Source organism: Hyphomonas atlantica corrig. (assembly GCF_017795365.1).
Lineage (GTDB): Bacteria > Pseudomonadota > Alphaproteobacteria > Caulobacterales > Hyphomonadaceae > Hyphomonas > Hyphomonas atlantica.
In genome coordinates this window covers 2,965,704-2,978,471 of sequence record NZ_CP051254.1, presented here as the reverse complement: position 1 = coordinate 2,978,471, position 12,768 = coordinate 2,965,704, and the positions used below count along the sequence as shown (strand labels likewise).

Genomic DNA, 12,768 nt, shown 5'->3' with positions numbered 1-12,768 from the left:
GCGTGTCCATGAGCATTATGAACAAACATGGATTGCTGGAGCGGCATTCGCTGCTCCTCACCATCGGCATCCTCGTCGTCGTATCCATCGGCGGCCTGATCCAGATGGCCCCTCTCGCCTATATGGACAACACGATCGAGAAGGTTGACGGGATGCGCCCCTATACACCCCTCGAACTCATGGGCCGGGACATCTACATCCGCGAAGGCTGCTATGTCTGCCATAGCCAGATGGTCCGTCCCCTGCGGGATGAGGTTGAGCGCTACGGGCACTACTCTCTCGCCGCGGAAAGCATGTACGACCACCCCTTCCAGTGGGGATCGAAGCGGACGGGGCCGGATCTCGCCCGAGTGGGTGGCAAGTATTCTGCTGAATGGCAGGTCGACCACCTGAAGGATCCGCGCGCTCTGGTGCCGGAGAGTGTCATGCCGCCTTATGCGTTCCTGGCCGATAAGAAGCTCAACTATGATCGGATCGAGGAGCGTTTGCGGACCGAGCGGATGCTTGGCGTACCCTACACGGATGAGATGATTGAGAACGCCGCGGGCCATATCTATGCTCAGGCTGATCCGGACGAGAAAGGCTACGACTATCTCGACAGCCTGATCGAAGAGTATGACGGCATCGCAGGTCGCGACGGATCGGTTGAGTATCGCGATTATGATGGAGACCGCACGCGCGTCACCGAGATGGATGCCATCGTTGCCTACCTCCAGATGACCGGCACATTGGTCGATTTCTCAACCTATGAGGCCAACGACCTCAGTAACCGTCGCTAGGAGGATCACGGAATGTATGAAGCACTTTCAAGTTTCGCTCAGACCGGCGGCCTGGTCTATTTCGTCCTGATGTTCTTGGCGGCTCTGGCCTACGCGCTTTGGCCCAACAATCAGGAAACTTTCGACCGCGCTGCAAATTCTCCGCTTGAAGACAAGGGGCCATCAAATGACTGATGAAACCAAAGACATTGATAAACACTCAGGTGTCGAGACGACCGGCCATTCCTGGGATGGTATCAAGGAACTGAACAACCCGTTGCCGCGCTGGTGGCTGTATGTCTGGTACATGACGATTGCCTGGGCCGTCGTTTACATGATCCTGATGCCCGCCATTCCGGCTCTGCCAGGCATGGGAACAAATACGAAAGGTGTCAGGGGTCATTCTGACCGTGTGGAAGTCGCCAAGGCCGTTGCGGACCTTCAGTCGGCTCGTGATGCGCAGTCGGTTGTGCTGCTGGATGCCAATCTGGAGACGATCGAGACAGACCGTACCTTGCAGCAATTCGCGCTCGCCATGGGCGAGAGTGCCTTCGGAGACAACTGCGCCACATGTCACGGTGCGGGTGGACGGGGTGCCATTGGCTATCCGGCTCTCGCAGATGATGTCTGGTTGTGGGATGGTTCTCTCGACGGCATTGAGTACACGATCCGCCACGGCATCCGTCACGATGCGGATGACGCAACACGCTTCTCTGCGATGCCGGCATTTGGTCGTGACGGTCTTCTGACAGGGTCTCAAGTTGATGATCTCGCGCAATATGTGCTCAGTCTGACAGACCGGAGCGATGATGCAGAAGCCGTCTCCCGTGCCGCGCCGATTTTCCAACAGCAATGTGCGACGTGTCATGGCGTGGACGGAACGGGTGATCGCGCCCAGGGGGCACCGAACCTCACCGACGCGGAATGGCTCTACGGCGGTCGTGAAGAGAACATCCGGGCGACGATTTACGATGCCCGTAATTCTCACATGCCTGCCTGGGATGACCGCCTCGACGACGCAACGATAAAGGCGATCGCTGTCTACGTTCACTCGCTCAGCGGAGGCGAATAGACCCCGACATGGCCAGTTCGACCCTCATCGATAAAACGGCCACGCTCCCCGCCCAGCAGGGTGGGGAGCCGCCGCGGCATGAAGACCTTTATGCCAAGCGCAAGCAGATCTATCCCAAACTTGCGCATGGCAAGTTCAGGATGGTCAAATGGCTCGTGATGGCGGCCACTCTGGGGGTCTATTATGGGTTGCCCTGGGTTCGCTGGAATCGCGGTGAGGGCGTACCGGACCAAGCGGTGCTGGCGGATTTTGCCAGCGAAAAGTTCTATTTCTTTTTCATCGAGCTCTGGCCGCAGGATATTCACTTCATGGCCGGCGGGCTCATCCTCGCTGCGCTGCTCTTGTTTCTGGTCACGTCTTTGTTGGGGCGGGTCTGGTGTGGATACACTTGTCCGCAAACGGTATGGACGGATCTTTACATCTGGGTCGAGCGCGCTTTCGAAGGTGACCGCGCCGCGCGCATGCGTCTGGACAAGGCGCCCTGGTCCGTCAACAAGCTTTCAAGAAAGCTCGGCAAACATGCAGTCTGGCTGATCATAGCGTTCTGGACAGGCGGCGCGTTTATTCTCTACTGGCATGATGCGCCTACGGTTGCAGCAGGCTGGTTCAAGGGCGAAGCGCCGCTGACTGCGTATTGGTTTGCCGGCATTTTGACGCTTACGACCTACTTCCTGGCAGGGACCATGCGCGAGCAGGTGTGCACCTACATGTGCCCCTGGCCGCGCATTCAGGGGGCTCTGACCGACGAACAGGCTCTGAATGTCACCTATCGGTACGACCGAGGGGAACCGCGTGGTCCGAAGCGAAAGTCCGAAAGCTGGGATGAGCGTGGCGACTGCATTGACTGCGATCAATGCGTTCAGGTCTGCCCGATGGGAATCGACATTCGCGATGGGGAGCAGTTGGAGTGTATTCATTGCGCCTTGTGCATTGATGCATGCGACGAGATGATGGTGAAGATCGGTCGCCCCAAAGGTCTGATAGCTTACGACACACAGATTGCTGTCGCGGCGCGGAACGAGGGTTGCACACCGCCGAAACACAAGATCATTCGCGCGCGCACTCTGCTATACGCTGTTGTCATGTCTGTGATCGGAGTTTTGATGGTTTGGGGGCTCGCCACGAAATCAACTCTTGAGGCCAACGTGCTGAAGGATCGCTCACCGCCATATGTCATGCTGTCCGACGGGCGCATCCAGAATGGCTATACGTTAAAGCTCGTGAACAAGGCCAGCGAGCCGCGGACCATGTTGCTGGACGTTGCGGGCCTGGAGGGCCTCTCCTTCAAGGTTATCGGCATGGATCATGAGGGCAGCGAAACGCTCGAACTCCCCGTCGAAGGCTTCGGTGTTGATCGCTATAGAATTCTTGTCGCTGCAGAGGCCGGCGCACCACGTCGGCAGATTACCTTCACCGTCACGGATGCGGAAACAGGTGAGGCTGATGTGAACATGTCGTCTTTCAGAGGAGCTGAACAATGACTGGACAGATCATGAGTGCTGAACAGGTGCCCTCAAAGGGAAAGCTGACGGGATGGCATGTTCTCCTCATCATGCTTGGTTTCTTTGGCGTGATGTTCGCTGTGAACGGCGTGTTCCTTTACCATGCCATCACCAGCTTTCCGGGCGAGGATGTGAAGAAGTCCTACCTGCAAGGGCTGGACTATAATCACACGTTGGAAGCGAAAGCCGCGCAGGATCAACTCGGATGGAGCGCCGCCGCCGGCATGGTGGGCAGTGATCTCGTGTTCGACCTGACCGACGCCGACGGAAATCCGTTGATAGGGTATCAGGTGACGAGCGAGCTACGCCGGGCGGCGAGCACGGCACATGACCAGATTGTGGAAATGCAGTTTCTCCAATCTGGAAGCTATGCGGTGAACTTGTCCGACTTGCCAGCAGGGCGCTGGGATGTTCAGTTTCAGGTCATTGATCCCGCCGGGGATGACATCGTGTTTCGCGCCGACAAGAGGATTGTCATCACACCATGACGTCATTGACGAGCACTGCGCCGGGCTGTCCGTCCGGTATGGCCCCCGCGGCAGAAAAGGCCACCAAGACGGGCTATGCGGGGTTCGTTCGACATGTCGGCGATGAGAATGCGCTCGATCTGGTAGTGCGCGGAGCGAAATGTGGTGGCTGTCTCAGCAAGATCGAAAAATCCGTGTCTGCCTTGCCAGGGGTTACGCAAGCTCGCCTGAATTTGTCCAATGGCCAGATGCGCGTTCGGTGGAAGGGTTCGCTGGCGGCTGACCGTATTGCGCAGACAGTCTCCGATCTTGGTTATGGCGTGGCGGCGCAGGCTGCTGACCAAGGGGCGGTCAACAAGGCCCGTGAAGAACGTTCGCTCCTGATCTCAATGGGTGTTGCCGGTTTCGCCGCGGCGAACATCATGCTGCTCTCGGTATCTGTCTGGGCTGGGCACGGAGAAATGGGCGAGGCGACGCGCCAGACCCTGCACGCGCTGTCGGGCGCAATCGCCCTGCCGGTGCTCCTGTTCTCTGGACGGCATTTCTTCCGCTCTGCCTGGGCCGCGCTCAGCAATGGGCACGCCAATATGGATGTGCCGATTTCGCTCGCGCTTAGTCTGGCGTTTGGCGTCAGCGTGTTCGAAACCTTCCGCGGCGGCGAGCACGCCTATTTCGACGCCGTTGTCATGCTTTGTTTCTTCTTGCTGATCGGACGCTTTCTGGATGCGCGTCTGCGCCGACAGGCACACGCCGCAGCGAATGCGCTCGCAGCCATGCAGACCAGCGCAGTTACGCGAGTGGACGGTAATGGAGAGGCTGTATCCGTTGCTGCAAGCGACGTTGCCGCGGGTGACCATATCCTGCTTGCGCCGGGCGAGCGCGCGATGGTCGATATGCGCATCCTCGCCGGAACAAGTGATGTCGACGAGTCCCTGGTCACCGGAGAGTCCATTCCCCGCACGTTCTCGCCAGGGATGGTGCTGCACGCAGGCGCTATCAATGTTTCGGCGCAACTGCGCGGAGAAGCGCTGAAGGCGGTCGAGGACTCGCTGCTTTCCCAGATTGGAGAAATGCTGGAAGCAGGCGAGCAGCGCCGGTCTGCCTATCGCCGCATCGCGGATCGTGCGGTTTCTATCTATGTGCCGTTCGTTCACACGACGGCTGCGCTGGCCTGTGTTGGCTGGCTGCTGCTGGGAGCATCACTGCCCGACGCTCTGATGATTGCGGCGGCGACATTGATCATCACGTGCCCCTGCGCGCTCGCACTGGCTGCGCCGGTGGCGCAAGTTGTTGCTGCGGGCCGCCTGTTCCGAAAGGGCGTCTATTTGCGTTCAGGCGATGCATTTGAGCGTCTAGCCGAGATTGATCATATCGTTTTCGACAAGACGGGAACGCTCACTCTGGGTACACCCAAGCTGAACTCCATTCTGATCGGCGATCGTTCGCTGGAGGCACGTTCACAAGAGGCCAGTCGCCTGCTCTCTGACGCGGCCCGTCTGGCCAGAGCCAGCCACCATCCGCTCTCCCGCGCACTGGTGTCAGCCGCAGGCGTCGGGGCAGCATCCGAAAACGTGAAAGAGATTGCCGGACACGGTCTTGAAGCTGAACTCGACGGAATGATCTGGCGCTTGGGCTCTGCCGCATGGGTCGGCGCGGAGGCCGATGGCGAAGCATCTGGACCGTCTCTCTGGTTCTCGCGAGGGGATGAGCCAGAAGTGAAATTCCAGTTCACAGACGACATTCAGCCCGGCGCGCGTGAAGCGCTCGATACGTTGCGTGACCAGTCCATCAGCCTTGAGATCGTGTCCGGTGACCAGAACGCTTCGGTATCCGCACTGGCCAATTCTCTGGGCATCAGTGACTGGACCGGCGAAGCCAAACCCAAGGACAAGGTCGCCGGGCTGGAGGCGCTGCGCACGCAGGATGCGCATGTGCTCATGGTTGGAGATGGGTTGAATGATGCTGGTGCGTTATCTCTGGCCCATGCCTCGCTCGCGCCCGGCGCGGCGATCGACATCAGCCAGTCTGCCAGCGACGCGGTCTATGGTGGCGGCATGCAGGCCATTCCGCTCATTCTCAAAGTTGCCAGAAAGACGCGCGCCATCATGCGCCAGAATTTCGCTCTCGCCGCAGCTTATAACGTCATCGCGGTTCCGATCGCGGTGACGGGGAACGTCACGCCGCTTGTGGCCGCCATAGCGATGTCGCTATCGTCGATTATCGTGACATTGAACGCCATGCGGCTCCAGATCGGGGAATAGGGCGATATGACCATCATCGTGTATCTGATACCCGTTGCCCTCGTGCTGGGCCTGCTCGGGCTCGGGGCGTTCATCTGGTCGATCCGGTCCGGCCAGTTCGATGACATGCAAGGCCCGGCCTACCGCATCCTGGACGATGATGACGATACCCCTGCCTGATGTGTTCCGGATTGCCTTTGCGCTTTGCGCGCTGTCCTGCCATTAGGTCTCGATGACCAAGTATTTGATCCTCGGCGGAGCGCGTTCCGGCAAGAGTTCCCGCGCGCAATCGCTTGCCGAAGCGGCATCTCCGCAGCGTGTCTTCATCGCGACGGCAGAGGCTCTGGACACGGAGATGGCAGACCGTATCGCACGCCATCAGGCGGATAGGGGGCAAGGCTGGCGAACGCTTGAAGTGCCGCTGGACCTCGTCAGCTCCATCAAGGCAAACGAAGGCTCGGATGAATTCCTCCTCATTGATTGCCTGACGCTCTGGTTATCAAACCTGTTCCATCATGAGCGCGATCTTGCAGCTGAAGCAGACGCCTTGTGCGAGGCACTGTCGCAATCAAATTGCAGCATTGCGCTCGTCTCAAATGAGATCGGTCTCGGGCTTGTCCCGGAGACAAGCCTTGGCCGTAAATTCCGGGATGCACAGGGACGTTTGAACCAGCGCGTCGCCAAAGTCTGCGATCAGGTCGAGTTCGTCGCGGCGGGGCTTCCACTCAAACTGAAAGGCTGAGTGCAGCGTTCAGTCTGGCTTCATCCGAGTCCGAGCCGGGCAGACCGATGCGCAGATGTCTGTTCGACCACGCAAAACGCCTGACATAGATGCCCTGCTGGGCGAGCCCCCGCCAGAGTGTGTGAGCGTCCTCGCAGGTGACATATCGAAAGAGGTCTGTACCCTGAACAGGGCCTAATCGGTGTGCGCTGAGTATCTCGTCCAGCCTTTTTCGACGCTCTGACAGACGCCGGCGCATGTCCGCTTGCCAGTCCATATCGGAGTACGCAACGGCACCAATCTCCAGCGCATTCCCCGAGACTGGCCACACACCGAGTAGCTGATCGAATGCGTCTAATATGTCCATCGGCGCCATGACCGCGCCGAGGCGGACACCGGCCAGGCCGAAGAACTTTCCGAAAGAGCGCAGAATAATTAGTCCCGGCGCGCCTCCGCACGGCGCAAGACTGAAACCCGGGTTCAAATCTGCATAGGCTTCGTCGACAATCAGCCAGCCACCACGCCTCGCCAGTCTGGCGCGAGCCATTTCGAGTTCATCCAGAGAGAATACGCGCCCGTCAGGATTGTTCGGGTTGCACAACACAATCGCGTCTGCCGTATCCGCATGAGTGAGCGCATCAGCGCTTTCAATTACAATAGTTGACGACGCGTTCCAGACCTGCTGATGGTCTCCGTAGGAGGGAGACAGCACGACGGTCTTTTCAGGTGAGATGATTTTCGGCAGCAAGCGGATCAGTAGCTCGCTGCCCGGCGATAGGCGGATGGACTCGGCGGGTGCACCCAACGCTTTCGTCATCGCGGCGAGGCAACGGGTATAGGCCTCTCGCGTCGGCAGGTGATGCAGCGCATCCGCGCTCGCAGGCTCTACTGGATAGGGCCAGGGATTGATACCTGTGGACAGGTCCAGCCAGGGCTCTGACGCATCCGGGAAAGCGGCCCGCATTCGGTCAAGCGAACCGCCATGCAACAGATCATCTGACATCAGATCAGCTCCACACCAGCAATCAGCGCGACGAAAACCATGCCAAGCAGACACGCCTTGCGATAGATATTCAACCCCTTCGCCACATCTTCGGCAGTGGGGTCAGGTTGCCCCGGGTTAAGCCAGGCGTCGTCGCTGGTTTGGCCCTGATAACGCCGCGGCCCCGACAGGCGCACATCCAGAGCCCCGGCCATTGCGGCTTCAGGCCAGCCTGCATTTGGCGAGCGATGCTTGCGCGCATCCCGTATCATCACTTCGACCGAAGACGGGCGTCCGCTGGCCAGCGTGATCAACAATCCGGTAAGGCGCGCCGGTATCAAATTCGCGATATCGTCCAGCCTTGCTGCAAACCCTCCAAAGGCTTCGTGCTGTTCGCTGCGATGTCCGATCATGGAGTCGAGTGTATTGATAGCCTTGTAGGCCGCAATGCCCGGCAATCCAAACAGTACCCCCCAGAATACCGGTGCGATCACGCCATCGGACATGTTCTCTGAGAGGCTTTCGAGGGCGGCGCGCGAAATGCCCGCTTCGTCGAGCTGTTTGGGGTCACGCCCAACAATCATGGAAACTGCTTTGCGCGCGGCCTCCATGTTTCCGGATGCAAGGGGAATTGCCACAGCGGCCACGTGCGTGTGCAGGCTGCGGGACGCGACAAGTGAGGAGGCGATCAGGCATTCCACCAGCCATCCCCACCATGTATTGGGTAAGGTATCCGATACTGCCCACGCAAATGCCGCTGTGCCTAATATAAGCAGTGACGAGAATAATCCGCCTAATGCATATTTGATCCAGTGGGGCCATAGCGGCCGGTTTAGTTGTTTGTCCGCCGCAGAAATTATCCAGCCCAACCAGACGACAGGATGCCGGATAATACTGAACAATGGCTTGGGCCAGCCGAACAGCGCTTCGATCAACCACGCGCCCAGTAGGAGTGGCGCGTAAAGCATCATGTTTTGTCCCGGCGCCAGCCGACTGGCTCGGCGAGATTCAGCAGCGCTTCAACATCGACGCTTGCCTCGACGCCATCAGCCAAATCATCCAGGGCGCCGTCAACGGCCGCGTCATAGTCGAGCGTGGATCGTCCGGAGTGGCCAACATGCTCCAGCCAGTCCCGCCGGAATTCATTGTTTGCGAAAGCGCCGTGAAAATAGGTGCCCATGACCCGGCCATTCCCATTGCGTGCACCGTCTCTCTCACCTTCCAGCGTTGCAAAGGGACGGTCTGTATCGGGGCCATTCGTGCGACCAACATGAATGACGTAGCCGGATGTCGTTGACCCGATAAAGGTCTGCGCGTTCGAAACGGGGCGAACGTCCTTGTGGCGGGTCATTGTCGTTTCGACATCCAGCAGGCCGAGCCCCAGCGCTTCGCCGGGTTCACCATCCACGCCATGAGGGTCTGTGATGGATTGTCCAAGCATCTGGTAGCCACCGCAAATGCCCAGAACGCGACCACCCGCGCGAGCATGGGCCAGGATGTCGTGATCCCATCCCTGCGCGCGCATGAAGGCGAGTTCACCCAAAGTGGATTTGGTGCCAAACAGAATGACCACATCGGCGTCGCGCGGAATCGGCTGTCCGGGTCTGGTCCATTCAAACTCCACGCCGGGCTCAAGCTTTAGCGGGTCCGCATCATCGAAGTTTGCCATCCGGGAAAACATGGGGGCAGCAATCTTCAGCGTCTTGCCGGATTGGGTGGATGGCGTGCCCAACACCACAGCATCCTCGGCGGGCAGTTTTGCCGTAGCCGGTAGCCAGGGGATAACGCCCAGACACGGCCATTTCGTGCGTCGCTCAATCTCCCTGACCCCATCTTCGAACAAGGACGGGTCTCCGCGAAATTTGTTGACCAGAAAGGCGCGGATCATGGCCGCGTCCTTCCTGTCGATTACAGTCCGGGTGCCAACGATACTGGCGATCACCCCACCTTTTTCAATATCTCCAATCAGGCAGACCGGTACACCGGCACGACGCGCGAACCCCATATTGGCAATATCGCGGGCGCGCAGATTGGTTTCTGCCGGGCTGCCGGCGCCTTCGACGATGATCAGATCATGCTTTTCAGCGAGCCGGTCAAAGCTCTCCATGACTGCGCCCATCAATTGATCACGGCTTGCCATGTAATCTGCCGCCTCCATCGCGCGCAGGGCTTTGCCATGTACCACTAGCTGAGACGCGCGGTCGGTCTGGGGCTTCAGCAGGACAGGGTTCATGTCCGTGTGAAGTTCCAGCCCCGCGGCACGTGCTTGCAGGGCCTGAGCCCGGCCAATTTCTCCGCCGCCGGGACAGGCGGCTGCATTATTGGACATGTTCTGCGGTTTGAATGGGGCCACACTCAAGCCTTGCCGACGCGCGATACGGCAAAGCGCAGCCGTCAACACGGATTTTCCGACGTCAGAGCCGGTGCCTTGCAACATCAAGGCTCGAGCGGTCACACAGCACCTTCGATGAAGATCTGGGTGCCCTCAATACGGGCGGTGACGCCATAAATGTCCTTGAGCCGATCAGGCGTAAGTGTGTCGGCTGGTGGTCCATCGGCGACGATCTTGCCATCCTTCATCCAGATCATTCGCGACGCGTACCGGGCCGCAAGCTGAATATCGTGCAGTACGACAAGCGCGCCGCCGCCATGGTCGACATAGGATTTGATCAGGTCGAGAATTCGGAATTGCTGGCGTGGGTCGAGCGCGGCAATCGGCTCGTCCGCGATCAGCAAGGGGGCTTCGGCGGCAAAGGCCCGGGCACAGTGTACGCGCGCCAGTTCGCCGCCTGACAGCGTGTTTGTCTTGCGCGTGGCGAGGTCTGAGAGCCCGCAGGCCTGAAGCGCGCGGTCAACTGCCTCGGCGTCCAGCCCTTTCAGGCGGCCAAGCGGCGCGCCATGACTGAACCGCCCGAGAGACACGACGTCTCGGACCGAATTGGGCCAAGCGAGCGGACGGATCTGGGGCAGGTAGGCAATCTGACGGGCGCGTTCTGCTGGTGACAGCGTCGTTACATCGGCTCCCCCTAGCAGGCGTTGTCCCGCGCTGACATCCTGCAGCCCCATCGCGGCGCGAATGAGACTGGTCTTGCCTGCGCCGTTCGGACCGAGCAGCGCGACAAACTCCCCGCGTGCCAAAGCAAAGCTCGCATCATCGACCAGCATGGACTTATCCGCATGGACAGAGACGTTCTTTACGGTCAACTCAGTCATTTCCAGCCCGCCTTTGCATCGCGATCCAGACAAAGGCTGGTGCACCGATCAGGGCGGCGACGACGCCGAGCTTAAGCTCCGATGACGTGGGGATCAGGCGTACGAAAATATCTGCAACGACAAGGATAAGACCGGAAAGAAGCGCGGACGGGATCAATGAGCGCGCCGGATCGTGTCCCACGAATGGCCGGATGATGTGCGGCGCGACAATGCCGACAAATCCGATCGCGCCAGCCAGGGCGACTGCGCCGCCAGTTGCCAGACCCGCGCCCACAACGGTCGCGATGCGTTGCCGCCGAAGGTCAAGTCCGATGCCGCTTGCAGCCTCTTCGCCCAAAGTCAGAGCGGACAGGCCCCGCCGCGTTGCGAACAGGATCAGCCCGCCTGCAAGGATGAACGGCGCAGCCAGCCTGATCTCGTCAAAGCTGCGATTGGCGACTGAGCCAAGCATCCAGTTGATCATGTCGGAGAGGGAGAAAGGGTTCGGCGCCAGGTTCATCAACAAGCTCATCGCTGCTCCTGCAAAGCTGGACAGGCCGACTCCAATCAGGATGAGCGTCACCACTGATTGTGTTCTCAGGGCCGCAATTGTTATCACCGCAGTTGCCGTCAGTGCACCAATAATTGCCGCGATTGGCAGGGCCCAGGGCGTGATCGTCGCGATGCCGTAGTAGAGCGAGAACGTAGCCATCAGGGACGCCGACGCTGACACGCCCAGCACGCCGGGCTCGGCCAGAGGGTTTCTTAGCAATCCCTGCAGCGCTGCGCCGCTGATGCCGAGGGCGGCGCCCACAATATAGGCCGCGATCGCGCGGGGCAGGCGGATCTGCCACACGACCAACCGGTCTCCGGCGTTCGCGCCGCCGAACAGGGCTGACAGGAGGCGGTCTGCCGGGAGCGCTGTCGAGCCCAGGAAGCAGGCGGCGACGAGGGCGATGACACTCGCGATGATCAGCGCAGGCATGAGAAGGGAGTCACGCATCATCGCTCTGTCCCTTCCGCCATTGCTTCAACGGCATCCATCAGAAACCAGCCGCTGCAGGATGTCCATGCGCCTTCGAGAGAGACCACCTCGCTCTTGGTCAGCTGTGTCCGCGCAACGGGATGTTTCATGGGGCTCCACGCGTCGGGATGATTGGTTCTGGAGCCAAAGAATGCGGCCGCGACAAGATCTGGCTTTTCATAGGCGAGCCGTTCCAGCGGAATGGACCGCCAGCCAGGCTCGGTCTGCATGTTGGTCAGGCCAGCAGCTTCGATCATTTCATGGATCAGCGACCCCGGACCCGTCGTTACGCCGGCGGGGGTCATGTAGAGGGCGACTTGCCCATCCGTGCGCTGGCGGAGATCGGCCAGCCTTTGTTGCATCTGCGCATTTACGGCCGCACCCCGTTCGCTTTCGCCGAGTTCGTCCGCGATGCGTTGCGTGTTCGCCATGACGGACGGGATGTCAGGCGTCCAGCCAACATCCACCACTGGGACACCGGCCTTGCGGAAAAAGGCGGACGCGTTCGGCCCACCTCCATAGGTGCGCACCACGAGGTCTGGCTTCAGGATGAGAACGTCTTCGGCGGTGGGGCGGACGGTTGGCAAACCCTCCGCAGCGTCGCGCATATAGGAAAACTCCCGCGCCGCATCGGGCGAGAGCGCCAGAATGTGCTCCCGGTCGAGAAGTTTCAGGACGTACTGATCCGCGCAATAATCGAGACTGACCACCCGTACAGGGCGGTCGGGCCGCTCTGCCTCCGGTGCCAGGCCCTGTCCGCATGCGGACAGGAGCAGGGCGATCAGGGGGGCAATCAGTCTCGTCATTATG

General features: G+C 59.9%; 14 protein-coding genes. 8 read left to right on the top strand and 6 right to left on the bottom strand.

Annotated elements, in window-relative coordinates:
• The first annotated feature begins 8 nt into the window (after positions 1 to 8).
• The 8 genes from ccoO to cobU are packed head-to-tail and all read left to right on the top strand — an operon-like array spanning position 9 to position 6,781.
• Entirely contained in the window at positions 9 to 779 is a 771-nt protein-coding gene (ccoO, locus tag HF931_RS14370; RefSeq protein ID WP_035550250.1) for a cytochrome-c oxidase, cbb3-type subunit II, read from the top strand.
• A 12-nt stretch (positions 780 to 791) separates the two neighbouring features.
• Positions 792 to 953: a cbb3-type cytochrome c oxidase subunit 3 gene (locus HF931_RS14365; protein WP_035550252.1), complete on the top strand. Its 162-nt coding sequence runs from the start codon at positions 792 to 794 to the stop codon at positions 951 to 953.
• Positions 946 to 1,830 carry a cytochrome-c oxidase, cbb3-type subunit III gene (gene ccoP / locus HF931_RS14360; protein ID WP_273240626.1) on the top strand — a complete coding sequence of 295 codons (885 nt, stop codon included), beginning with the start codon at positions 946 to 948 and terminating at the stop codon, positions 1,828 to 1,830. The genes HF931_RS14365 and ccoP overlap by 8 nt, the downstream gene beginning before the upstream one ends.
• A gap of 8 nt (positions 1,831 to 1,838) precedes the next feature.
• Positions 1,839 to 3,311, top strand: a complete 1,473-nt coding sequence (gene ccoG / locus HF931_RS14355) for a cytochrome c oxidase accessory protein CcoG (RefSeq protein ID WP_273240624.1) — start codon at positions 1,839 to 1,841, stop codon at positions 3,309 to 3,311.
• Positions 3,308 to 3,820: a FixH family protein gene (locus HF931_RS14350; protein WP_273240622.1), complete on the top strand. Its 513-nt coding sequence runs from the start codon at positions 3,308 to 3,310 to the stop codon at positions 3,818 to 3,820. The genes ccoG and HF931_RS14350 overlap by 4 nt, the downstream gene beginning before the upstream one ends.
• The gene (locus HF931_RS14345) at positions 3,817 to 6,060 is read left to right on the top strand and encodes a heavy metal translocating P-type ATPase (RefSeq protein ID WP_273240620.1); all 2,244 of its coding nucleotides are present in this window, start codon (positions 3,817 to 3,819) and stop codon (positions 6,058 to 6,060) included. Before HF931_RS14350 ends, HF931_RS14345 begins: the two co-directional genes overlap by 4 nt.
• Positions 6,061 to 6,066: 6 nt before the next feature.
• On the top strand, positions 6,067 to 6,219 hold the full coding sequence (gene ccoS, locus HF931_RS14340) for a cbb3-type cytochrome oxidase assembly protein CcoS (protein WP_081806071.1): 153 nt from the start codon (positions 6,067 to 6,069) through the stop codon (positions 6,217 to 6,219).
• 52 nt (positions 6,220 to 6,271) lie between these two features.
• Positions 6,272 to 6,781 (top strand): bifunctional adenosylcobinamide kinase/adenosylcobinamide-phosphate guanylyltransferase, encoded by a 510-nt coding sequence (cobU, locus tag HF931_RS14335; protein WP_035550264.1) that lies wholly within the window; start codon positions 6,272 to 6,274, stop codon positions 6,779 to 6,781.
• Here cobU and cobD read toward each other — a convergent pair.
• From cobD to HF931_RS14305, 6 genes are read right to left on the bottom strand one after another with little or no spacing between them, the layout of a single operon-like run.
• On the bottom strand, positions 6,765 to 7,763 hold the full coding sequence (gene cobD / locus HF931_RS14330; RefSeq protein WP_273240617.1) for a threonine-phosphate decarboxylase CobD: 999 nt from the start codon (positions 7,761 to 7,763) through the stop codon (positions 6,765 to 6,767). The two genes, cobU and cobD, sit on opposite strands and share 17 nt — an antisense overlap.
• A complete protein-coding gene (gene cbiB / locus HF931_RS14325) occupies positions 7,763 to 8,710 on the bottom strand; it encodes an adenosylcobinamide-phosphate synthase CbiB (protein WP_420537744.1) in 948 nt (315 codons plus the stop codon). Before cbiB ends, cobD begins: the two co-directional genes overlap by 1 nt.
• On the bottom strand, positions 8,710 to 10,179 hold the full coding sequence (locus HF931_RS14320; RefSeq protein WP_348762798.1) for a cobyric acid synthase: 1,470 nt from the start codon (positions 10,177 to 10,179) through the stop codon (positions 8,710 to 8,712). Before HF931_RS14320 ends, cbiB begins: the two co-directional genes overlap by 1 nt.
• A gap of 14 nt (positions 10,180 to 10,193) precedes the next feature.
• A complete protein-coding gene (locus tag HF931_RS14315) occupies positions 10,194 to 10,955 on the bottom strand; it encodes an ABC transporter ATP-binding protein (protein ID WP_273240611.1) in 762 nt (253 codons plus the stop codon).
• Positions 10,948 to 11,937: a FecCD family ABC transporter permease gene (locus tag HF931_RS14310; RefSeq protein ID WP_081806075.1), complete on the bottom strand. Its 990-nt coding sequence runs from the start codon at positions 11,935 to 11,937 to the stop codon at positions 10,948 to 10,950. Before HF931_RS14310 ends, HF931_RS14315 begins: the two co-directional genes overlap by 8 nt.
• Positions 11,937 to 12,764 carry an ABC transporter substrate-binding protein gene (locus tag HF931_RS14305; protein WP_035550280.1) on the bottom strand — a complete coding sequence of 276 codons (828 nt, stop codon included), beginning with the start codon at positions 12,762 to 12,764 and terminating at the stop codon, positions 11,937 to 11,939. The genes HF931_RS14310 and HF931_RS14305 overlap by 1 nt, the downstream gene beginning before the upstream one ends.
• Between the last annotated feature and the right edge of the window lie 4 nt (positions 12,765 to 12,768).